21 protein-coding genes, 1 tRNA gene and 1 pseudogene are annotated in these 19,561 nt (G+C 69.1%); 9 read left to right on the plus strand and 14 right to left on the minus strand.

What is annotated here, in order from left to right; all coding sequences use genetic code 11:
- Positions 1 to 42 precede the first annotated feature (42 nt).
- Genes LUW75_RS10505 through LUW75_RS10520 form a run of 4 tightly spaced genes read left to right on the plus strand, consistent with a single transcriptional unit; the run spans position 43 to position 3,708 of the window.
- Entirely contained in the window at positions 43 to 1,062 is a 1,020-nt protein-coding gene (locus LUW75_RS10505) for an NAD-dependent epimerase/dehydratase family protein (protein WP_250335371.1), read from the plus strand.
- Positions 1,059 to 1,814: an HAD family hydrolase gene (locus LUW75_RS10510; protein ID WP_250335372.1), complete on the plus strand. Its 756-nt coding sequence runs from the start codon at positions 1,059 to 1,061 to the stop codon at positions 1,812 to 1,814. Before LUW75_RS10505 ends, LUW75_RS10510 begins: the two co-directional genes overlap by 4 nt.
- Positions 1,811 to 2,710, plus strand: a complete 900-nt coding sequence (locus LUW75_RS10515) for a glycosyltransferase family 2 protein (RefSeq protein ID WP_250335373.1) — start codon at positions 1,811 to 1,813, stop codon at positions 2,708 to 2,710. The genes LUW75_RS10510 and LUW75_RS10515 overlap by 4 nt, the downstream gene beginning before the upstream one ends.
- Positions 2,707 to 3,708 carry a glycosyltransferase gene (locus LUW75_RS10520; RefSeq protein WP_250335374.1) on the plus strand — a complete coding sequence of 334 codons (1,002 nt, stop codon included), beginning with the start codon at positions 2,707 to 2,709 and terminating at the stop codon, positions 3,706 to 3,708. The genes LUW75_RS10515 and LUW75_RS10520 overlap by 4 nt, the downstream gene beginning before the upstream one ends.
- Before the next feature lie 10 nt (positions 3,709 to 3,718).
- Here the strand turns inward: LUW75_RS10520 and LUW75_RS10525 are convergent, their stop codons facing one another.
- From LUW75_RS10525 to LUW75_RS10545, 6 genes are all read right to left on the minus strand, one after another.
- Entirely contained in the window at positions 3,719 to 4,549 is an 831-nt protein-coding gene (locus LUW75_RS10525) for an RNA methyltransferase (protein ID WP_250335375.1), read from the minus strand.
- Between the two features lie 602 nt (positions 4,550 to 5,151).
- A complete protein-coding gene (locus tag LUW75_RS10530; RefSeq protein ID WP_250334955.1) occupies positions 5,152 to 5,556 on the minus strand; it encodes a type IV toxin-antitoxin system AbiEi family antitoxin domain-containing protein in 405 nt (134 codons plus the stop codon).
- Positions 5,553 to 6,407 carry an IS5 family transposase gene (locus LUW75_RS10535; protein WP_250334954.1) on the minus strand — a complete coding sequence of 285 codons (855 nt, stop codon included), beginning with the start codon at positions 6,405 to 6,407 and terminating at the stop codon, positions 5,553 to 5,555. The genes LUW75_RS10530 and LUW75_RS10535 overlap by 4 nt, the downstream gene beginning before the upstream one ends.
- A gap of 51 nt (positions 6,408 to 6,458) precedes the next feature.
- Positions 6,459 to 6,791: an ATP-binding protein gene (locus tag LUW75_RS24625; protein ID WP_349816410.1), complete on the minus strand. Its 333-nt coding sequence runs from the start codon at positions 6,789 to 6,791 to the stop codon at positions 6,459 to 6,461.
- 682 nt (positions 6,792 to 7,473) lie between these two features.
- Positions 7,474 to 7,950, minus strand: coding sequence for a type II toxin-antitoxin system VapC family toxin (locus LUW75_RS10540; protein ID WP_250335376.1), 477 nt, complete (start codon positions 7,948 to 7,950; stop codon positions 7,474 to 7,476).
- Positions 7,937 to 8,788, minus strand: a complete 852-nt coding sequence (locus LUW75_RS10545) for an OB-fold nucleic acid binding domain-containing protein (RefSeq protein WP_250335377.1) — start codon at positions 8,786 to 8,788, stop codon at positions 7,937 to 7,939. Before LUW75_RS10545 ends, LUW75_RS10540 begins: the two co-directional genes overlap by 14 nt.
- A gap of 343 nt (positions 8,789 to 9,131) precedes the next feature.
- Here LUW75_RS10545 and LUW75_RS24960 point away from each other — a divergent pair.
- Positions 9,132 to 9,459: pseudogene (locus LUW75_RS24960) on the plus strand (NF041680 family putative transposase); the annotation flags it as partial.
- An 8-nt stretch (positions 9,460 to 9,467) separates the two neighbouring features.
- On the opposite strand, the gene LUW75_RS10550 reads toward LUW75_RS24960, so the two are convergent.
- Complete coding sequence (locus LUW75_RS10550; RefSeq protein ID WP_250335378.1) at positions 9,468 to 9,752, minus strand: hypothetical protein; 285 nt, start codon at positions 9,750 to 9,752, stop codon at positions 9,468 to 9,470.
- A gap of 92 nt (positions 9,753 to 9,844) precedes the next feature.
- Here LUW75_RS10550 and LUW75_RS10555 point away from each other — a divergent pair, with 92 nt between their 5' ends.
- Together LUW75_RS10555 and LUW75_RS10560 are read left to right on the plus strand one after the other, a co-directional pair.
- Complete coding sequence (locus LUW75_RS10555) at positions 9,845 to 10,504, plus strand: helix-turn-helix domain-containing protein (RefSeq protein ID WP_250335379.1); 660 nt, start codon at positions 9,845 to 9,847, stop codon at positions 10,502 to 10,504.
- Entirely contained in the window at positions 10,501 to 12,111 is a 1,611-nt protein-coding gene (locus LUW75_RS10560) for a site-specific integrase (RefSeq protein WP_250335380.1), read from the plus strand. Before LUW75_RS10555 ends, LUW75_RS10560 begins: the two co-directional genes overlap by 4 nt.
- 215 nt (positions 12,112 to 12,326) lie before the next feature.
- Here the strand turns inward: LUW75_RS10560 and LUW75_RS10565 are convergent, their stop codons facing one another.
- A complete protein-coding gene (locus LUW75_RS10565) occupies positions 12,327 to 12,527 on the minus strand; it encodes a hypothetical protein (protein WP_250335381.1) in 201 nt (66 codons plus the stop codon).
- Positions 12,524 to 12,775: a hypothetical protein gene (locus LUW75_RS10570; protein WP_250335382.1), complete on the minus strand. Its 252-nt coding sequence runs from the start codon at positions 12,773 to 12,775 to the stop codon at positions 12,524 to 12,526. Before LUW75_RS10570 ends, LUW75_RS10565 begins: the two co-directional genes overlap by 4 nt.
- Before the next feature lie 333 nt (positions 12,776 to 13,108).
- Here LUW75_RS10570 and LUW75_RS10575 point away from each other — a divergent pair, with 333 nt between their 5' ends.
- Together LUW75_RS10575 and LUW75_RS10580 are read left to right on the plus strand one after the other, a co-directional pair.
- Positions 13,109 to 13,417 carry a transposase gene (locus LUW75_RS10575; protein ID WP_250335383.1) on the plus strand — a complete coding sequence of 103 codons (309 nt, stop codon included), beginning with the start codon at positions 13,109 to 13,111 and terminating at the stop codon, positions 13,415 to 13,417.
- The gene (locus LUW75_RS10580) at positions 13,414 to 14,337 is read left to right on the plus strand and encodes an IS3 family transposase (protein ID WP_250335384.1); all 924 of its coding nucleotides are present in this window, start codon (positions 13,414 to 13,416) and stop codon (positions 14,335 to 14,337) included. Before LUW75_RS10575 ends, LUW75_RS10580 begins: the two co-directional genes overlap by 4 nt.
- On the opposite strand, the gene LUW75_RS10585 is transcribed toward LUW75_RS10580, so the two are convergent.
- The 5 genes from LUW75_RS10585 to LUW75_RS10605 all read right to left on the minus strand — a co-directional run bounded on the left by LUW75_RS10585 (position 14,271) and on the right by LUW75_RS10605 (position 19,509).
- On the minus strand, positions 14,271 to 15,263 hold the full coding sequence (locus LUW75_RS10585) for a hypothetical protein (RefSeq protein WP_250335385.1): 993 nt from the start codon (positions 15,261 to 15,263) through the stop codon (positions 14,271 to 14,273). The genes LUW75_RS10580 and LUW75_RS10585 overlap by 67 nt on opposite strands.
- A gap of 108 nt (positions 15,264 to 15,371) precedes the next feature.
- Positions 15,372 to 16,193 carry a hypothetical protein gene (locus LUW75_RS10590; RefSeq protein ID WP_250335386.1) on the minus strand — a complete coding sequence of 274 codons (822 nt, stop codon included), beginning with the start codon at positions 16,191 to 16,193 and terminating at the stop codon, positions 15,372 to 15,374.
- A gap of 321 nt (positions 16,194 to 16,514) precedes the next feature.
- A tRNA-Thr gene (locus tag LUW75_RS10595) sits at positions 16,515 to 16,588 on the minus strand.
- Between the two features lie 88 nt (positions 16,589 to 16,676).
- Complete coding sequence (locus LUW75_RS10600; RefSeq protein WP_250335387.1) at positions 16,677 to 18,230, minus strand: alpha/beta hydrolase; 1,554 nt, start codon at positions 18,228 to 18,230, stop codon at positions 16,677 to 16,679.
- A 67-nt stretch (positions 18,231 to 18,297) separates the two neighbouring features.
- Positions 18,298 to 19,509 carry a DNA polymerase III subunit delta' gene (locus LUW75_RS10605; RefSeq protein ID WP_250335388.1) on the minus strand — a complete coding sequence of 404 codons (1,212 nt, stop codon included), beginning with the start codon at positions 19,507 to 19,509 and terminating at the stop codon, positions 18,298 to 18,300.
- Positions 19,510 to 19,561 lie beyond the last annotated feature (52 nt).

The following is a 19,561-nucleotide window of genomic DNA, read 5'->3' on the forward strand; positions in this document are numbered from 1 at the left end:
TCCGGGGCCGCGGCGGACCCCACTCACCAAGGGAGACACGCCATGCCCACACATCTGGTGACCGGCGGCGCCGGCTTCATCGGGTCCCACCTTGCCGCGTCCTTGATCGAGCGCGGCGACGACGTCGTCGTCCTGGACAACCTCGACGGCGGCAAGACCGAGAACGTGCCCGACGGCGCGACCCTCGTCGTCGGCTCGGTCGCCGACCAGGCCACGGTCGCAGAACTCTTCGCCTCGTACCGCTTCGACGGTGTCTACCACCTGGCCGCCTTCGCCGCCGAAGGCATCAGCCACGCCGTCAAGCACCACAACTACTCCGTCAACCTGCTCGGCAGCATCAACCTGATCAACGCCTCGCTGGCCGCCAAGGTCAGGTTCTTCGGCTTCGCCTCGTCGGTCGCCGTGTACGGCCACGGACACGTCCCCATGCGCGAGGACGAGCGGCCCGTCCCCGCCGACAGCTACGGCAACGCGAAACTCGCCGTGGAGCGCGAACTCGCCGTCACCATGCAGCTTCAGGGTCTGCCGTACTTCGCCCTGCGCATGCACAACGTCTACGGCGAGCGGCAGAACATGGGCGACCCTTACCGCAACGCCGTCGCCATCTTCCTCAACCAGATCATGCGCGACGAGCCGATCAGCGTGTACGGAGACGGCAGCCAGATCCGCGCCTTCACCTACGCCCCGGACATCGTCGGCACCTTCCTCGCCGCCGACCAGCCGGCCGCCTGGGGCCAGGTCTTCAACGTCGGCTCCTCGCACACGAGCACCGTGCTGGACATGGCGCACGCCGTGCGCACCGCCATGGGCGTCCCCGACCACCCCATCAAGCACCTGACGGCCCGCGACGAGGTCCACGCCGCGTACACCGACAACAGCCTCGCCCGTAGAACGCTCGGCGACTGGACCGACACCCCGCTCGCCGAAGGTCTGCGACGCACCGCGGCCTGGGCCCGTGAGCACGGCCCCGTGGAACCCGCGACCTCCCTCAGCATCGAGAACGACACCGCGGACCGGCCCGAGTGGTTCACCTGGGCCGCCGGACGGGCGGCCACGTCATGACGCGCAGCACCCTGGCCGTCGACGTCGGCGGCGTCCTCTACTACGACGAGCCCTTCGACCTCGCCTGGCTCCAGGGCGTCTGGGAGCTCACGCGCGCGGACGATCCCACCTGCGCCATGGACGCCTTCCTCCAGGCCATGCGCGACTTCTACCAGGGCCGCGCGCCCGGATCACCCCCGCCCAGCCTGTTCCCGCCCAACGGCACGAAAAGCTGGCAGGACGTCCGCGAACGCTGGACCTCGTTGGTCCAGCCCGTTCCCGGAGCCGTCGACGCCCTCAGCCACCTCGCCGAGGAGTACGAGGTGTGCATCGTCGCCAACCAGCCCCCGGAATGCCTCGCCGCCCTACGCACCCTCGGAATCGAGCAGCAAGTCCAACTCGTCGCGCTCGACTCCCTCGTCGGCTACGCCAAACCCGACCCCCGCCTCTTCAAGTGGGCCATGGACCAGCTGAGCTGGAAGCCGGAACACACCACGGTCATCGGCGACCGGCCCGACCACGACGCCGCTCCGGCACTCGCTCTCGGCTGCTCGGCAGCGATCGTCCACGTCGACAGCGGCTGGAGCGCGCCTGCTGGGGTCGCTCCCGAGATCGTGACCGCATACCGAGAGCTGAAAATCCAACGCGTCCACACAACCGAGGGAAGCGCGAGGCACTGGGCCATCGCCGCCCTCGGAGAACTGGCCGATGTGCTGCGGACCATCAGCCACCAAGAGCGCAGCCCACGCCCCCGCCAGGAGGTGCGCCCATGACCGTCGGCGCCGACTTACCTCTCACCATCGTCATCTGCAGCAACCGCCCCGACAGCCTGCCGGCAGCTGTCACCCGCACGGCCGCGACCATGGGCCCCAGGGACCGCATCCTGGTCATCGCGGACATGCCCGCCCGGCACCTGCCCCCGCTGCCCACAGACGCCTCGCCGCCCCCGTCCCGCATCCGCGTCATCTGCAACGAGGGGAACCAGGGCCTCGCCCACAGCCGCAACAAGGCCATGAAGGAGGCCACGACGCAGCACGTCGTCTTTCTCGACGACGACATCGTCCCCACCACCGAGGCACTGACCCGGATACGCGAAGCCCTGACCGCCGGCGCACACGTCACCGGGACGAGGATCACCGCTCACCTTCAAGGGCACCGCCGCCCGTGGTTCCTCACCTCGGGACAACTGCACTACCTCGGCTCCCACGCGCCGGCCCAGCCGGCGTCGATCTGGGGCGGCAGTTTCGCCATCGATGTCGAGCACGCCCGCTTGCTGGGTGTCGGCTTCGACGAGCGCCTAGGCCGGATCGGTGGCTCCCTCATCTCCGCCGAGGACACCACCTTCGTACGGGAGATGACCGCGCGCGGTGCGACCGCGACGATCCTGCACGACGCCGAGGTGCAACACCTGATCCCCGCTCACCGGCTGACCCTGTCCTACCTGCTGCGCCGCGCCTTCTGGCAGGGCCGCAGCGAAGCACGGCGTAACGACGCGCGGCGAGGCATCGCCAAGGAATGGAACCGCAACCGCTCGGGGGACGGCACCCGTCCGGTGCGGGCCACCCTCGCCCTGCTCTACACCGTCAGCGTTCTTCTCGGAGTTTGCCGGGAGGCCGTCACACGGAGCCGGACCAGCGCCGCCGACGCCGAGCCCAGGAGCGACCGATGAAGGTAGCCATGGTCATCCCGCCGTACCGGTACGGTGCCGACCCCAGCCAGTGGATCACTGTGCCGCCCCAGGGCTACGGCGGCATCCAGTGGGTCGTCGCCACGCTCATGGACGGACTGCTGGAGGCCGGGTGCGAGATCCTCCTCCTCGGAGCTCCAGGAAGCCCGGTCCAGGACGGCGTCACGGTGTCCGGCGCAGTGGAGACGGCCGAGATCCACGCAGCCATCGAAGCCTTCGGCCCGGACATCGTCCACGACCACTCGAACACCGCCGCACTGCCGGCCAACAACCACAGACCCACGGTGAGCACACACCACCTCAACAGCGTGCCGGAGCTCCAGACCAACGGCATCTACCTCTCCCGCGCACAACGCACTGCCGCAGGGTCCGTCTCCGCCCCGGTGATCCGGCTACCGGTCAACCCCGCACGCTGTCAGTTCCAGGAGGTGAAGAACGACTATCTCCTCTTCCTCGGCCGGGTCTCCGCGCACAAGGGCGTGCGCGAGGCAGCGGCGTTCGCACACGCCGCCGACGTGCCGCTGACGGTCGCCGGACCGGCCTGGGAGAAGGACTACCTGGACACGCTGCTGGCCGACTTCCCGCACACCGTCCGCTATGTGGGCGAGGTCGGCGGCAGCGCCCGTACCCGGCTGATCGCGCGCGCCCGAGCGCAGCTCGTGCTGTCCCAGCCGTGGGGAGGACCGTTCGGCGGACGATGGATCGAGCCCGGTGCCACCGTGGTCTCGGAGGCCGCCGCCAGCGGTACCCCGGTGATCGCCACGGACAACGGATGTCTGCCGGAGATCGTCCCCGGCGTCGGAACGGTGCTGCCGACCGGGCGGGAGATCACACCCGGCGACGCGAAGGAGGTTCTGGCGTCGCTGCCCACGGCCCAGGCCGTGCGCGAAACAGCAGTGGATCGATGGGGCCACCACGCCATCGCCCGCCAGTACCTGGCGGTCTACAAGAGAGCGGTCAGCGGCGAGGTCTGGACGTGACCTCGGAAGGTCACGCCGTGCGCTGCTTCGCCAGACGCTGACGGCGCGCTTCATAGAGAACGACGGAGGCGGCGTTCGACGCGTTCAGGGAGCTGGCCGAGCCCATCATCGGAATACTGATCACGTGGTCACAGAGCTCTCGCCAGGCCGCGCTGAGGCCCGCGGTCTCGTTGCCGATGAGCAGCAGGACCGGTTGGGTCAGATCGAATTCCGAGACCTCGGCATCGCCGTCCTCGTCCGTGCCGACGACGGCAACCGGCCGCCCCTGAGCGCGCTCCTTCTCCAGCCACTCCATGACCTCGTGGTGCGACTGGCTCCGCACCACGGGCACGGCGAAGAACGATCCCGTGGAGGCACGCACCGACTTGGGGTCGTACGGGTCCGCCGCGTGCCCCGTCACGATGAGCCCGCTCGCGCCGAAGGCGTCGGCCGACCGCACGATGCTTCCGATGTTGCCGGGCTGCGTCGGCCGGTCAAAGACCAGACCGAGGAAGTCGTCACGAACCTTGATCCGCGAAAGGCTGTCCGGTGCCATCTCGACCACCGCCAGGACCTCCGCGGCCCCGTCGGCCTTCTCGCTCAGCTCGGCGAGCAGTTGTGGCGCCATCGCGACGCGCTCGGCGCCGACACCGCGCAGTAGATCCTCTGCCCATCGGGAGAGCGGACGACTGGCGTCGTAGAGCAGGGACCGAACGGTCCAGCCGTGCTCCACGGCCATCGTGATCGGCCGCACCCCCTGGACGAGGAACTCCTTGGCACGCCCTCGCTTGGTGCGGTTGTTGAGCAGCGTCTGCAGCTGCTGGAAACGGGCATTGCGGGTCGTGATCCGCTGCACTGCCACCCGTCCTCCAAGCCGAAGATGATCGTTGCGAACCCGGTTGTCCCAGGCGGAACACGGCACCGGGCACCCAGCAGGTTACACGGACTGGATCGTGACTGTACGTGTCCATCCGTTGTGCAGGCCTCTCGGCTTCGGGCGGCAGCGCAGACGAGGTCGCCCTGTTGGCGACGGCTACGACCTCGCCGGGAACGACCAGCTGACTTCCAACGGCTTCTCTACGACCGGACCATCCCTCAACCCGCGTGCAGTTCGGCCACGAGCCGTTCCGTCTCGAGGTCGCTGGGGACGGCCGCTTGGGATCACAGCCTCATGCAGCCTGATGTCGCTTCCCAGCAGTTGCTGCGCCGAACGACGACCGCGAGTCGGCCGGCAAGGCGTACGAGCGTCACACTCGGTTCGTCGGACGGCAGCGTCACCCACGTGAGGTGAAGGCAGTGCATCCGCACGGTAGTCGCCCGTGTCCTCGGCCCAGGGCTCCGACGTGATCTCAAACCATGTCGTCTTGCCCGAGGGTTCCGGTTGCATCCCCCAGTCGGCCGCCAAGGCGCTCACGAGCAGGAGGCCCCGACCGTTTTCGTCGTTCGGCCCTGCCTCAGAGGGCGTTAAGTCCGTTTCTGGTAGCGGCCGCGTTCGGGTTGTTCGAGGAGTCCTTGGCGGACGAGTCGTCCCAGGCGGGAGCGGGTGACGTTGATCGAGGGCTCGTCGGTGGGCAGGCCGAGGTGTTCGTGCAGATCACGGACGCGGAACACCTTCTGGGGGTGGTCGTTGAACGTGGTCACGATGCGCTGGTAGACGGTCGCGGTGGCGGTCTCCGCGGGGGCCGTTCCGTGGTCGTGTGGGGTGAGGCCGTCGATGACCTTGCGGGTGGCGGCGAGCTCGGCCAGGCGGGCTTCGGTCTCGGCGAGGGCGGTGGTGAGCCGCTCGATCTGCTCGCGCAGGTTCTCGGCTCGTGCGGTGGTCTCGTCGTGTTCGGTCTGCAGCAGCCGCAGGAGTTCGTGGACGTTCACGCGGCCAGCTCCACGTCGTCCCGCCAGGCGGCGGTGGGGGTGGTCAGGCGGCGGAGCATGCCGGCGGTGGAGGCCCAGTAGACGCGTGAGGCCGCGTTGTCGGGCCGGTGGTCGTAGTCGCGGGCGAGGCGCCGGTGCAGCATGAGGGTGCCGTTGACCTGCTCAACCACCCACCGCTTCGGTTGCGGGACGAAGCCCTTGCCTTCGTCGCCGGGGTTGCGGCGGACCACCTCGACGGTGATGTCCTTCACCGCCCCGTGGATGATCACGGCGTCCTTGAAGCCCTGGTCGACCAGGACTTTCTCCAGGCGCATCCCGCACCGCTCGGCCGCCTGGTCCAGCAGGGCGATGCCGGCTTCGTTGTCGTGCGCGCTCGCGGCGAGGACCACCACACCGATGACCAGGCCCAGCACGTCGACGGCCAGTCCCCGCTTCCTGCCGGGCGTCTTCTTGTTCGCGTCCAGTCCCGTCGTCTTCTTCGGCACCCCGGCCGCCACACGGACGGACTGGGTATCGATGATCACCAGGGACGGGTCCTCTAATCGTCTGGACCTCTCCCGCACCTGGCAGCGCAGGATCTCCTGGATTCGCTGGTCAAGGCCGTCCTGGCGCCACAGGGTGAAGTAGTAGAACACCGCAGACCAGGCCGGGAGATCATGCGGCAGAAGCCGCCACTGACAGCCCGTCCGGTTCTGGTAGAGCAGCGCGTTCACGACCTCACGCAGGTCGCAGGAGCCCGGGTTCCCGGTCGCCGACCGCGCCACCCGCTCCTGCTTCCACGCGGTGACCAGCGGTTCGATCAGTGCCCACTGCTCGTCGGACAAGTCGGTTGCGTACGGCATCCGTTCCATGTCCGCGACCCCATCATGCACACGACACGACGCGGGCGTGGAACCGTTCCATCACCCACGAACGGGCGACACCACATCACCAGGAACGGGACTTAACGCCCTCTCAACACTTCTTGGCAACGATGCATCCGTGTCCGTGACTTCGACGCGAAGCCGCTCGTCGGCCCGCGTCACGGAGACGTCGCACGGAGCGTCTGTGTAAAGGACAGCGTTGGCGATCACCTCGCCGGCCAGCAACTCGACGGTCTCCAGTGTCTGGTCCGACAGGGCAAGCCCCAGATCCCGGGCTAGCGAAACAACTTGGCGGCGTGCGGCCGGGACAGCGTCGACAGCAGCCGCAACCGTGAATCCGTACGTCGGACGTTCGGGACTGCGACGCGCCATGACGACAACCTCACCTGGTAGTGGCCTCAGTGACAAAGAAGCCTTCCACCCGACAAGGGCTGTGGGAGGACAGTCTGTCCGTAGGCACGCCCGGCAAGACGCCTTGACGCTTCGACGTGTTGTGGTACGGGTCGGCTTCTGTTGAGGCCGCGAACACCGGAAACACACGTCGCGTAGACCGTACCCCTCCGCACCTCGCGTCAGACCACCCTGCTGTGGCTACGGCTTCGCTCGCGGCATCCAATTGGCTGATGTGCATGGGGCAGTGCGCGAAGCCAGGTCTCCGCCGTCGTCACCGAACGCGGAGTCGGTGTCCTGTGCAACGCTCCGCTCAACTGCAACGGGCGTGGATTCATCAACCGGATGTCCGACCTCTGCGGTACCGCGAAGCGCACGGCATCCACGACATGGTGGTTGGCGACCAATTATTCGGAGCATTGCCGCCGGTTGTCCGCTCCATCTCACCGTGGGGTCACGACGATCCACAACTCACTAACAGGAGAGGTCGGCGCGCGATGCACGAGGTCGGCATCAAGTTCGCCATGCACATGAGGGTGCGTTCGACCCACTTGGCAGTAGCCGCTGCACCCACAGCCTGAAGGAGATCAACATGGCCACCTGCCGAGGCGTCAACGTCTCCTCCTGCCAGGGCCCGCAGGACTGGGCTTCCCGCCGGTGAGGCTCATGCGGGCGGCATGGAGAAGAGACCATCGCCTCCGAACTCGTAGGGCTCTTCCAGCCAGACGCCCTGGTATTGATCGCCCGGGCTGAAGTCTCTGAAGTTCCGGCTGAGAAACACCTCAGCCTCCGTGTATACGGCGGTTGCGAGGTGGAGGGCGTCCATGCCCTTGATGCGCGGTCGCTCGATGCTGATCTTGCGTGCGAGGAGGCCGATGCGGCGGGTGACGTCGACCAGGGTCACGTACGGCTCCTGCAGCAACTGGCGGATCCGCTGCTCGCCGCCCGCGTCTTGCTGACCATGGTTTCCGGTGCCGCGGGCCTCGGCGAACATCGCGGTGGAGGCGATGATCTGCACCTGTCTCTTGCGGGCCGCGTGAAGCCACGTCTCGACTGTGGCGCAGCTGTGTTTCCCTTCGGCCCAGTCTATGTAGCAGCAGGCATCGAGGTAGGCCCGCTGCGGGCGGTCAGACCTCGCCACGGATCACCGCCAGGTGCTCCAAAGCCCCGAGACCGCCGGTCATGTCCGGCCAGAATCCGCCGCGCAGGTCGTCGGTCGACAGCGACGGCTCGGTGGGCAGCAGTTCGATCTCATCCACCCGGATGCTCACCACCTGTCCCTGCGCGTTCTCAGTGATCCGTCCCGTGACCTCCACCCGGTCACGCCCCCAGGCCTGACGCAGCTGCTCACGCTGCTCCTTCGCGCAGATGAGCGGGATCCGCTCGTGTCCAACTTCCGACCACAGCACTGCCCGCAGCTTGTTCCTCGCGTCGGACAGTCCTCCGAGGTGCCCACGCCTGGAGCCGATGGAGGTGTAGCGGGCCTTGACGGCGTCCCTGAGGTTGCGGCGGGCGCGTTCGGTCACCTCCGTCTCAAGGACGGCTTCGCCGTCTTGGCGTAGGACCAGGCGCATGCCGACATCGCGGGAGGCGCCGAGCGTGCGCGCCACCGTAATTCCCAGATGGGCCGCGTTCGCCGTCCAGTCCGGCGGGATCTCCGGGCTGGTCTCTGCCGCAGCAAAGCCACTGACCGTCTGGTGCAGGACACGATCTACCTGCTCGTAGCTGGACTCTTCCGGCACGTGAAGAGGTGCCAGCGCGGCGCGGGTACTTCCCAGGCCCAGCTGGGTGAACGTCCACCGTGTGTGTCCGGGTCGGCGCCGTGCCGCGTGTGGGGGGTGGGCCGCCAGAGAACGCCCTATCTCTGTGCTCTCCAGCTCCTTGAGCAGCAGCAGCAGCGCCTCCACTGCCTTCAGCGTCTCCGCCGCGTCCATGCCGGCGTGGGGGCCGCGTAGCGTGATGTCCAGCTCGGACCCCATGGCGCTGCCTCCCCTCGCTGTATGTCGCCCGTGCTGCGTCACTATGCCGCCATCCACGGTTATCCTCCCCCAACGCCCCCGATGGTTCACCCCGAGGAGTGGCACCGTATCGCCAGCCTCGCCATGGCCGACAGACCACGTGGCCTCCTGCCTGGTCACCGCGGTCGTGCAGGAAGCGGCGACTTGCCCGCAAGGGGCGTGGCTTGCTGCGCCGACACCTGATGACGCGGATGCCGCCTAACCGCACGGGGCAGGCACGGGGCGTCGCCGGCCTGCCAGAGGGCCCACGCTTTCAGCGCGCGGGTGCCGCGAGTGTCACACTCCTCGGCGAGGGCGCGGCAACCCGCACACCGACGATCTGTGGACCTGGCTGATCATCGCCGCACGCGCCCAACTCCGCCTCACCTGCCCGCTCGCTGAGGATCTGCGCGGCCCCTGGGAACGGCGGCGCAGCCTCGTCGACTCATCCCTGCCCGAGCCTCCGGGGGTTCCGCCACCTCCACGTGAAGACCCGCCCGCCCCGCCAGCGCGCCCAAACACGCCCGACCTGGGCCCGGACGTCCACCCGGCTCGAATACCGCAGGTCAGCAGGACGCCACGAGCCCGGGAAGGCCATGAAACGAGTCGAAACCCTCACTGAGCATGTCCGCCTGAAACAGCAGCGAGGTTAAAGATCAACCTAGGCGCACAGGTTGTGCTGCTCACCTCTGGCTTCGAGCCCGCCGTCCGACTGCTGGCGCTCGAGCCCGAGCAGCCTAAGCAGGTCGGCAGTCACTACCCGGTAGGCGTTACCGAGCCGCAGCACCTTGACCGGGTATGCCCCCTGCTTGGCGAGCCCGTATCCGGTGGAGCGGCCGATCATCAGCGCCCGGTTCGCGGTGTCGAGGTCGATGACCGCCGGAAGAGCGAGCAGCTCGTCACTCGTCAGCCCTCGCACCTCACGGGAAGAAGCGGGTGCCGTCATGATGCTCTCCTGATGCCTTCAGGTGCCGCAATGTCGGGCCCAGGTGTATCACGTAGTTGCGGCAGCACTTTTCAGCGCCTTAAAGTGCATCTATGAAACCCGGTCACTGGCCAGCGGCGTTCACCGCCCGGATCGCCCAAGAGATGCGCGAGGCGCGCAAGGCCGCCGGCCTCACCATGGGCGAGGTCGCCCAGGGGTGTGCCGACCGCGGACTAACGGAGGTCACCGAGCAGTCCGTGAAGAACCTGGAGTCCGGCCGCAAGGCGAGCATGACCATCGCCGACTTCGTCGTGCTGGCTGACGTCCTCGGCGTCCCGCCCGTGACCCTCCTCTTTCCACTCGGTACCTCCGCCACGGTGGAGGTCCTCCCGGGAAGGGAGGTCTCCACCTGGGACGCGCTCGCGTGGTTCACCGGCGAGACCCCCATGGACCAGCCCGCTCCCGAGGGCACCGCCCGCGATGTCCTCGACGTCTTCCGCAACCACGGCGATCTGGTGTCCGCCGCGAGAGCCTCCACCGCCCTGGCCAAGGAGAGGCGGCGCGCGGCGAGCACCACCTTGGACCGGGCTCGCAGAGCCACACTCTTGGAGCGCGCCGAGGGCTACGAGGAGCACGCCTTCGAGGACTGCCAGGAGCTGCGCGCGTTCCGAGGCCGGATGCGCGAGCGCGGCCTCGTACCTCCGGCCCTGCCCGACGAACTGGCCTTCGTCGACCAGCCCGACATACCGACCCATCCGGAGGACGGCGAGTGAAGAACGGCACCATCACCCGGCGGTGCCGGTGCACCGATCCCGCGACCGGCAAGGACTACGGGGCCTCATGTCCCAAGCTCAAGTCGCGGCGACACGGCGTCTGGAGTGTGTTCCAGGAGCTGGACCCCGCTCAGGACGGCCGCCGTCGCCGGTTCCGTCGCGGCGGCTTCGAAAGCTCGGCCAAGGCCCAGGAGGAGCTGGACAAGGTCCGCGCTCTCATGGCCATACCCGAGGAGGACGACGCCTGGGGCAGGACCCAGATCAGCGACCTCATCGAGAGCTGCCTCAAGGAGAAGGAGCCGCTCCCGGACTACGACGAGACCCGTCGCCGCTTCCAGACCGGGCAGACCCTCAACTCGAAGACCACCGTTGCCGAGTGGCTCGACACCTGGCTCGCCGGACGCAAACGCCTGCGTCGCGGCGGGGCGGCGCGCTACGAGTGCGACATCCGCGTCCACCTCAAGCCGCACTTGGGCCACCTGCGGCTGGACAAACTCCGCGTGCACCACGTCAACACAATGTTCGACGCGATCAACGAGCGCAACATCGAGATCCAGGAGCAGAACGCCCAGCGGCGCGCGGTGCGCGACGAACTCAAGGCGACGCCGTGGAAAGGCGCTGAGAACCGGGCCCGTCGCAAGTGGCTGCAGGCGCAGCTCGACGCCATGCCGCCGTTCCGGCGCATCACCGGCCTCAACACCCAGCCGCATATCCGCGACACCCTGCGGGCCGCGCTGAACGTCGCTATCGCCCAGCAGGTGATGCCCGCCTTCAACCCGGCCGCCCACGTCGAGTTGCTGCCCGGCACCAAGCCGAAGGCCCTCATCTGGACCGACGAGCGGATCGCCCACTGGCAGGAGACCGGCGAGAAGCCCTCCCCGGTCATGGTCTGGACACCCGAGCAGACAGGTCAGTTCCTCGACTTCGTCGCCGAGGACCGGCTGTATCCGCTGTGGCGGCTCATCGCTTTCCGGGGAACACGACGCGGTGAGGCTTGTGGCGTCCGCTGGGTGGATCACTCGGCCGCCGCGCAGTCCCTGGCCATCGCCACCCAACTCGTCCAGGACGGCTGGGAGATCCACGAAGGTGCCCCCAAGACCGACAGCGGCATCCGTCTGATCGCCCTCGACGACGAGACGCATCAGGTCCTGCTCAGGCACAAGGCCGGCCAGGAGCAGGAACGGGAGGCGTGGGGCGATGGCTGGCATGACACCGGCCGCATCTTCACCCAGGAGGACGGTTCCCTTCTCCACCCCGGCAAGGTCTCCGACCTCTTCGAGCGTCTGGTTGCCGCTGCCGGTCTGCCTCCGATCCGGCTCCACGACCTGCGCCATGTCTCCGCGACGCTCATGCTCGCGGCCGGAGTCGACATCAAGGTCGTCTCCGAGACCCTCGGGCACTCGGACACCCGTATCACCCGCGACATCTACCAGGCTGTCCTGGACGATCTCGCCCGCGACGCCGCCGAGAAGGTCGTGCAACTCGTGCCCCGGGCCCGGAAGCCCCTCAAGGTGGTCAAGGACACCGAGGCTGCAGCCCCCAGCCGCAGGCCGAGGATGACTCCGCCCCGGAAGGCCAAGGGAGCAGACGAGGAGTGCTCCGCCTGAGTGAGCGATGAAGAGCAGCCCCCGGTCAGCGGTAATCTGACCGGTCGCGTACAGACTCGGCAGCGGGGCGGTCACCCTGCTGCTCCTGTGGTGGGAAACCCGCCACTGACGTTCTGGCGGGCCTGCTCCGCACGGGCCCGCCTCATCTCGACGGCATGCCATCGACATGGAACGATCGAACGATTGTTTGCGGGAGAGCTCGCCGCCGGACAGGCTCAGCCAATGACCGACTGGGCGAACAGGACACCGCCGGCGAACGCGCCGCCTCCGGCGAGCACGGCTGTCGGCCACGGGCTCCCCGACAGCCCGGTCAGGACCGCCGCCCCGACACCGGCCAGAACGCCTACCACCAGGACCACGGCGGCGCGCACGCTCAGCAGCGCCTGCGGTTCACCTCGTTCGCCGAGGCTGCTCACTGTCCCTCCCCCATCTCAAGGGTTTTGCGGCGCAGGACTTCGTTGCCGAGCCGGCGCAGCTTGCGTCGCACCCGGATACCGTCCTCAGGTTGCGCTCCGATCAGTAGCGGGGCCTCCAGCCAGGTGATGGTCGAATCCTCCGCCCAAACCCGGGAGACATCGCGCTCGTTCGGCTTCAGCTGCCTCGTGGCGTAGCGGACGTGCGGGTTGTCGAACTGATCCGGCCATGCCACGGCCCTGTTCAGCACGGCCGTTTCCGGGCCGGGTGCCAGGTCCTGGGGGACGAAGTCGCCCAGATACTGAATGCGTTGGCCTCGGAGGGTGCGGTCTCGTTCCAGACCTACGCCCGTGCTGGCGTATGCGCGCAAGGCCTTGTGCAGAGCAGCCGGGTCAGATGGGTCTGCGGCATCGATCAGCCCCTCCAGGATCGCTAGCGCCAGGGCTTGGCAGCGTTCGTCCAGCCGGTCGGTCAGCTTCAGCTCGTTCCTGATGAACGTACGCAGCGGCAGGGTGAGGTTCCCCCGAGATGCGGAGGGCGGTGACAGAGGGTCAGATAGGACTCATAGAGAGGAGCCCTGCTGATGCCTGCGCCGAGGAAGTACCCGCTGGAGTTGCGTGAGCGTGCGGTGCGGATGTACCGCGCCGCGGAGCCGAAGCCCGTGATCCGCCGCATGGCCGAGGAGATCGGTGTCCATCACGAGGCCCTGCGCGGCTGGATCCGCCAGGCCGAGGCCGACGCCGGCGAACGCGACGATCTGCTCACCAGCGACGAACGCGCCGAGCTGGCCGCGCTGCGCAAGGAGAACACCCAGCTCAAGCGGTCGAACGAGATCCTGCGGACGGCCTCGGCTTTTTTCGCGGCACAGCTCGACCCGACCCGGCCCGGGTGACCGCGCTCTTCGACGAGCACGAGCACCTGGAGGTCGAGCCCACTCTCCGGGAACTGCACATCCCTTCCTCCACCTACTACCGCTGGCGCCGGGCGGCGAAAGAGCCGTGCGAACGGCGCCGCCGGGACACCGAGCTGACCGGGCAGATCCAGCGGATCCACACCGACTCCGGCGGCGTCTACGGCTCGCCCCGCGTGCATGCCGTCCTGAAGCGCGAAGGCGTCCTCATCGGCCGCAAACGAGTCGAACGGCTCATGCGCGAAGCCGGCCTCGCCGGGATCAGCCCCCGCCGGACGGGCAAGGGCTTCACCCGCCGCGACCGGGACGCCGAACTTGCCCCCGACCTGGTCAGGCGCGACTTCACCGCGGACGGACCGAACCGGCTGTGGGTCACCGACCTCACCATGATTCCCACCGGCGAGGGACCCTTGTGGCTGTCGGCGATCAGGGACGCGTTCTCCCGCCGGGTGGTGGCCTGGGAGACTGCCGCCCGCGCGGACGCCGACCTCGTACTGACCACCCTCGAGTACGCCCTCGCGTCCCGCGAGGTCGAACCCGGGCAGTTGATCCATCATGCGGACCACGGCTGCCAGTACACGTCCGTGAAGCTGACAACACGCTTGATGAGAGCAGGAATTGAGGCATCCATGGGCTCCGTCGGGGACTCGTACGACAACGCCCTCGCGGAGAACCTCTGGATGCTCATCAAGACCGAGGGCCTGCGCGGCCGCACCTTCGCCACCCGGGCCGAGGCGAACCTCGCGCTCTTCGAGTACATCGACGGGTTCTACAACAGCCGGCGCATCCAGAAACGCCTCGGCTACCTCAGCCCGGTCGAGTTCGAAGAGCAGCACTACGCCGAGCAGGCAGCGACCGAACGAGCGAACCTGAAACCCCGCCAACCTGCTCTGACCAGCTGATCAGCCCCTCCCGAGCAACGGGGGAACCTCAGGGAGTCACCCGTGGCGTACGCAGTCAGCGCTCTCTTCGCCCAGCGCACCAGGCGGTAGCCCCTGGCTTCGTCGAGGATGACAGCCGCCCACTTCAGGGCGTCGCGCATCAGAAAGGGAACTTCCCAGTCCGCGAGGCTCGCCCGAACCACCGCGCTGAGACGACTGGTGATGCCGAAGGCGGCCACGGTCTCCTGGACGGAACTGATCAGGGGCGCGATATCCAGCTTCATCCATGGGGCCGCCGCGATCCTTGCCTGGACGTCCAGGAGGGGCTGGCTGATGCTGCGGGCGTACTGCGCGAGCAGATGCTCGGTGTGCGCGACAGGAACGAGTGTTTCCAGGACGGCCCGCGGAACGAGTGGCGGCTGGAGCACCGAAGCGGCGAGATCCGCGAGGCCGCGCTGGACCGCGACAGTGCGGGTGTCGATGGCCGGGAACCTCATCTGGCTGGCAAGGCTCGCGACGGAGGTGACCGTGCCAGTGAGAATGGTCGCGGACTTTACGGCAGGGACGATGGCTGGCTGCGGCAGAACGACGGTGGAAGTGAGCTGCGCCGCGATCTCAGACACCCGAGATGCCGTCGCGACGACTGCTGCGGGAGCAGTGGCCACGGCCCGTACAGAGTCCATCGTCTGAGCGAGCTGTGCCGCGATATCTGCGTATGGCCGGCAGATCGCTGTCGCGGCTTCCACCGCTGCGGCAGCTGTCGAGTGCACCTGCCGCAGGGAGGCGATCACCTCGGCCGCGTCAACTACGGCCGACTTGGCTGGCTCATCCGTGACGAGCACCAGTGCCTTGCTGGTGCTGCCCTCCAGCGCGGAGGCCTTCTGCGGACTGGGCTCCGCAGCCTCGCCCCCCGCCGGGGCGGCGTCAGAGGAAGCGGTGAGGGACATCTGTGCTCCTTGCCTTTTGACAACTCTCTGCCTAAAGGCAATGGCGCTGGTCTCAAGCGACAAAGATTCTGACACCAGGTGAAGTGATGTACATCACTTACCGTCTGGTTAGACAGGTCGCTCGACCACCGTCAGCAACGCGGCGGCAATGCTGATCAACGCCTTCGCCTCGTCCGCGCTGTACTTGAATGCCGAGGTGACGGCATCCGCGTGTACCGATCCGCTCGCCTGGTCCTCGACGACCGAGCGGATCGCCGCCCACCGCTCGTCCTTTCCGCGCAGGCGGCTGTCCTTGTTGAGCGGCCACGTCCAACCGCTGTGGAGCCTGATCCACTCAAGGGTTCGGCGAGCGTCCAGGATCGCACCGTCGATGTCGTCGTCGAGGAGCCGACGCTGCGCGGACCGCAGGTGCTGCGCCGGCTCGGCCCGCGGGTCGTCCTCCAATGGAAAGGGCACCCTCATCTCGAAGGCGACCGACGGGCCGAGAGCGTTGATCTGGTCGATCCAGCGACTCCTGGCAACGCTGAAGTGCAGCACTTCCGTCGTGCTACCGGGGTATCCGGTCGCCTGGGGCAGCGTGCCTGTCACCTCCAGCTCCATGCGCAGGTCTCCGTCGCGAGCCTCGTTGATCGCGTGGAGCTGTGCGGCGGTGAGCAGGAACTTGAGGGCGCGGCGCTCGATGCCGATCTCGGGCGTGAACGGCAGCATCTCCGTTACTCGGCCGAGGAGCGTTCGCTGGTACGACCTATGAATGCCGTAGAGGTCAGCTTGAAGCGCCAGGAACCTGCCGACCTCCTGAGCGGGTGGGGCCTTGACCTCCAACCCCAACTGCAAGCAGATCGTGCCCATGCCCCTGAGAAGCTGGACGCTCTCCGCCTGGACACCGAGGGTGAAGTCCCCGACTCCGCCATCGAAGCGCATAACGTTCACGACCGGGCTCCTCCGTACTAATGCCTCCGGCCGATTCTTCACCAGTAGCCGTCTCGGCTCCCCCGATTTATGGGAACCCCCCAACGGCACTGCTTCTGGCAACCCGTCGTACCAGGCCCGGCAGCCCCATCGCCTCCGGCACGTCAGCCCGGTCCTCGTACACCGGCTCGTCCACCGCTCCGCACGCTCGCTGCACGCTTGTCCACCGGTTGTCCACCGGAGCCCCCGACCGGCGGCCCTCAGGCCGGTCAGATGCGGCGAGACCCGTTCACGGAAAGTAATAGGTCCAGGTCAAATGGTGTCTGACCTGGACCTAGAAAGAGCCGCCTTCGGGATTCGAACCCGAGACCTACGCATTACGAGTGCGTTGCTCTGGCCAACTGAGCTAAGGCGGCGCGCCGCGCGCTCCCCTGAGGGGTGCAGCAGCGAGCACAAGTCTACACAGGTGGAAGGGGTGCTCACGCACGCCCTTCCACGGAGGGGCTACGCCCGGCGGCAGCGCTTGGACGGGGGCGGGGGCGTGCCCTCCAGGAGGTAGGCGTTGATCGCGGTGTCGACGCAGTCGCTGCCGCGGCCGTACGCGGTGTGGCCGTCGCCGTCGTAGGTGAGGAGGGTGCCGGAGGAGAGCTGGGCCGCGAGGGACCGGGCCCACCCGTAGGGGGTGGCCGGGTCACGGGTGGTGCCGACGACGACGATCGGGGGCGCCCCCTCGGCGGTGGTGCGGTGCGGGGTGCCGGTGGCCTTCGTGGGCCAGTACGCGCAGGTCAGGGAGGCCCAGGCCAGTCCGCGGCCGAAGACGGGGGACGCCTTCTCGAAGGCCGGCACGGCGGCGGCGGCCGCCTCGGGGGTGGTGAAGGCGGGCGGCTGGTCCAGGCAGTTCACGGCGGCGTTGGCGGACATGAGGTTGGAGTAGCCTCCGTCCGGGTCACGTTCGTAGTAGCTGTCGGCGAGGGCGAGGAGGCCGGATCCCTCGCCGTCCACCGCCTGTGCGAGGGCGGTGCGGAGCCGGGGCCAGGCGGCCTCGTCGTACATGGCGGTGATCACACCGGTCGTGGCGAGGGCCTCGCCGAGGGGCCGCTCCTCGCCGGTGGGGACGGGTGCGCGGTCCAGCCGGGCGAGGAACGCCTTCATGCGGGCGGTGGCGTCCCGCACCGACGCGGTGCCCAGGGGGCAGTCGGAGCGGGTCAGGCAGTCGGCGGCGAAGGCGCGGAAAGCCGTGTCGAAGCCGGCCGCCTGGTCGAGGTTCATCCGCTCGGCGGTGAGGGACGGGTCCATGGCGCCGTCGAGGACGAGGCGGCCGGTGCGGGACGGGAACAGCTCGGCGTACGTGGCGCCGAGGAAGGTCCCGTACGACGCGCCGACGTAGTGGAGCCTCCGGTCGCCGAGCGCGGCCCGCAGCAGGTCCATGTCGCGGGCCGCCTCCGCGGTGGACACGTGCGGCAGGATCCTGCCGGACCTCTTCGCGCAGGAGGAGGCGAACCTCTTGAAGGCGGCGGTGAGCAGACCGGTCTCCCGCCGGTCGTCCGGGGTCTGGTCGACCTGCGTGTACGCGTCCATGGCCGGCCCGTCGAGGCACCGGACCGGCTCGCTGCGGGCCACGCCGCGCGGATCGAGGGCGACCAGGTCGTACCGGGCGCGGACCGGGGCGGGGTAGGCGAGGCCGGCGTACCCCTGGAGGTAGCCGATGGCGGAGCCGCCGGGACCGCCCGGGTTGACCAGCAGGGACCCGATCCGCTCGCCGGGTCCGGTGGCCCTGGCGCGGGCGACGGCGAGCTCGATCCCGGCGCCGTCCGGCCGCGCGTAGTCGAGGGGCGCCCGGAGCGTGGCGCACTGGAAGCCCGGTACGCCGCAGTCGCGCCAGCTCAGCCGCTGGGCGTAGTACGGGCGGAGCGCGACCGCGTCGGGCGGGGCGGCGGGGGCGGTGGCGCGCGGCGCCGGGCCGCCCGCGGGGGCGCCGCTGCCGGTGCAGCCCGCCGCGAGGAGCAGGGCGAGGGCGACGGCGGACGCGAACGTGCGGGGCAGGCGGCGTGGACGCATCCACCGGAGCGTAGCCGCACGGTCGCGGCGGGCGGCCGGGTGTCCGCGCGCGTCCTACCCGTACGGGCTAACCGGCTCGCAGGGCCATGGTCATGGCCTCCACGGCGAGCAGCGGCGCCACGTTCCGGTCGAGGGCCTCGCGGCAGGCGAGGACGGCCTCCATCCGGCGCAGGGTCGACTCGGGTGTGCTTTCGCGGGCGACCCGGTCGAGCGCGTCGCGCACGTCCTCGTTGGCGACCGCCGTGCCCGTGCCGAACTGGAGGGCGAGGACGTCCCGGTAGAAACCGGCCAGGTCACCGAGGGCGAGGTCCAGGCTGTCGCGCTGCGTACGGGTCCTGCGGCGCTTCTGCCGGTCCTCCAGATCCTTCATCGCGCCCGCCGTGCCGCGCGGCATGCGCCCGCCCTGTCCCCCGCCGAGGGCGGCCTTCAGCTCGTCGGTCTCCTTGACGTCGGTCTCCTCGGCGAGGTGCTTGGCGTCCTCCGCCGCGGCGTCGACCAGCTCCTGGGCCGCCTTGAGGCAGGCGCCCACGTCCCGCACGCGCAGGGGCAGGCCGAGGACGGCGGCGCGGCGGGCGCGGGCGCGCTCGTCGGTGGCGAGGCGGCGGGCGCGGTCGATGTGGCCCTGGGTGGCGCGGGCGACGGCGGCGGCCGTCTCCGGGTCGATGCCGTCCCGCCGTACGAGCACGTCGGCGACGGCCTCTACCGGCGGCGTGCGCAGGGTGAGGTGGCGGCAGCGGGAGCGGATCGTGGGCAGCACGTCCTCCAGGGACGGCGCGCACAGCAGCCACACGGTGCGGGGCGCGGGCTCCTCGACCGCCTTCAGCAGGACGTTCCCGGCGCCCTCGGTGAGACGGTCGGCGTCCTCCAGGACGATGACCTGCCAGCGGCCGACGGCCGGGGAGAGCTGCGCGCGCCGCACCAGCTCGCGGGTCTCCCTGACGCCGATGGACAGCAGGTCCGTCCGGACGACCTCCACGTCGGCGTGGGTGCCGATCAGGGCGGTGTGGCAGCCGTCGCAGAACCCGCAGCCCGGTTCCCCGCCGAGCGCCCGGTCGGGGCCGACGCACTGGAGGGCGGCCGCGAAGCAGCGGGCGGCGGTGTCCCGTCCGGCCCCGGGCGGCCCGGTGAACAGCCAGGCGTGCGTCATGCTCGACTTCGCCGCCTCGGGCGGCTCGGCCCCCTGCGACTCGGCCGTGACGAGGGCGTCCGCGTCGCGCGCGGCGGCGGCGAGCTGCGTCCGGACGCGGTCCTGGCCCACCAGGTCGTCCCATACGGGCACGGGTCACCGCCCTCTCCTCGCACCGGGGTCCCTCCCCGTGCCCCCATTGTGA

The sequence above is a fragment of the Streptomyces sp. MRC013 genome (assembly GCF_023614235.1).
Lineage (GTDB): Bacteria > Actinomycetota > Actinomycetes > Streptomycetales > Streptomycetaceae > Streptomyces.

Coding starts and splice junctions, on each gene's coding strand:
- LUW75_RS10555 (WP_250335379.1), top strand. CDS start 9,845: ATGAAACCCGGTCACTGGCCAGCGGCGTTCACCGCCCGGATCGCCCAA.
- LUW75_RS10550 (WP_250335378.1), bottom strand. CDS start 9,752: ATGACGGCACCCGCTTCTTCCCGTGAGGTGCGAGGGCTGACGAGTGAC.
- LUW75_RS10520 (WP_250335374.1), top strand. CDS start 2,707: ATGAAGGTAGCCATGGTCATCCCGCCGTACCGGTACGGTGCCGACCCC.
- LUW75_RS10510 (WP_250335372.1), top strand. CDS start 1,059: ATGACGCGCAGCACCCTGGCCGTCGACGTCGGCGGCGTCCTCTACTAC.
- LUW75_RS10505 (WP_250335371.1), top strand. CDS start 43: ATGCCCACACATCTGGTGACCGGCGGCGCCGGCTTCATCGGGTCCCAC.
- LUW75_RS10535 (WP_250334954.1), bottom strand. CDS start 6,407: ATGGAACGGATGCCGTACGCAACCGACTTGTCCGACGAGCAGTGGGCA.
- LUW75_RS10600 (WP_250335387.1), bottom strand. CDS start 18,230: ATGCGTCCACGCCGCCTGCCCCGCACGTTCGCGTCCGCCGTCGCCCTC.
- LUW75_RS10545 (WP_250335377.1), bottom strand. CDS start 8,788: ATGGGGTCCGAGCTGGACATCACGCTACGCGGCCCCCACGCCGGCATG.
- LUW75_RS10575 (WP_250335383.1), top strand. CDS start 13,109: ATGCCTGCGCCGAGGAAGTACCCGCTGGAGTTGCGTGAGCGTGCGGTG.
- LUW75_RS10515 (WP_250335373.1), top strand. CDS start 1,811: ATGACCGTCGGCGCCGACTTACCTCTCACCATCGTCATCTGCAGCAAC.
- LUW75_RS24625 (WP_349816410.1), bottom strand. CDS start 6,791: ATGGCGCGTCGCAGTCCCGAACGTCCGACGTACGGATTCACGGTTGCG.
- LUW75_RS10585 (WP_250335385.1), bottom strand. CDS start 15,263: ATGTCCCTCACCGCTTCCTCTGACGCCGCCCCGGCGGGGGGCGAGGCT.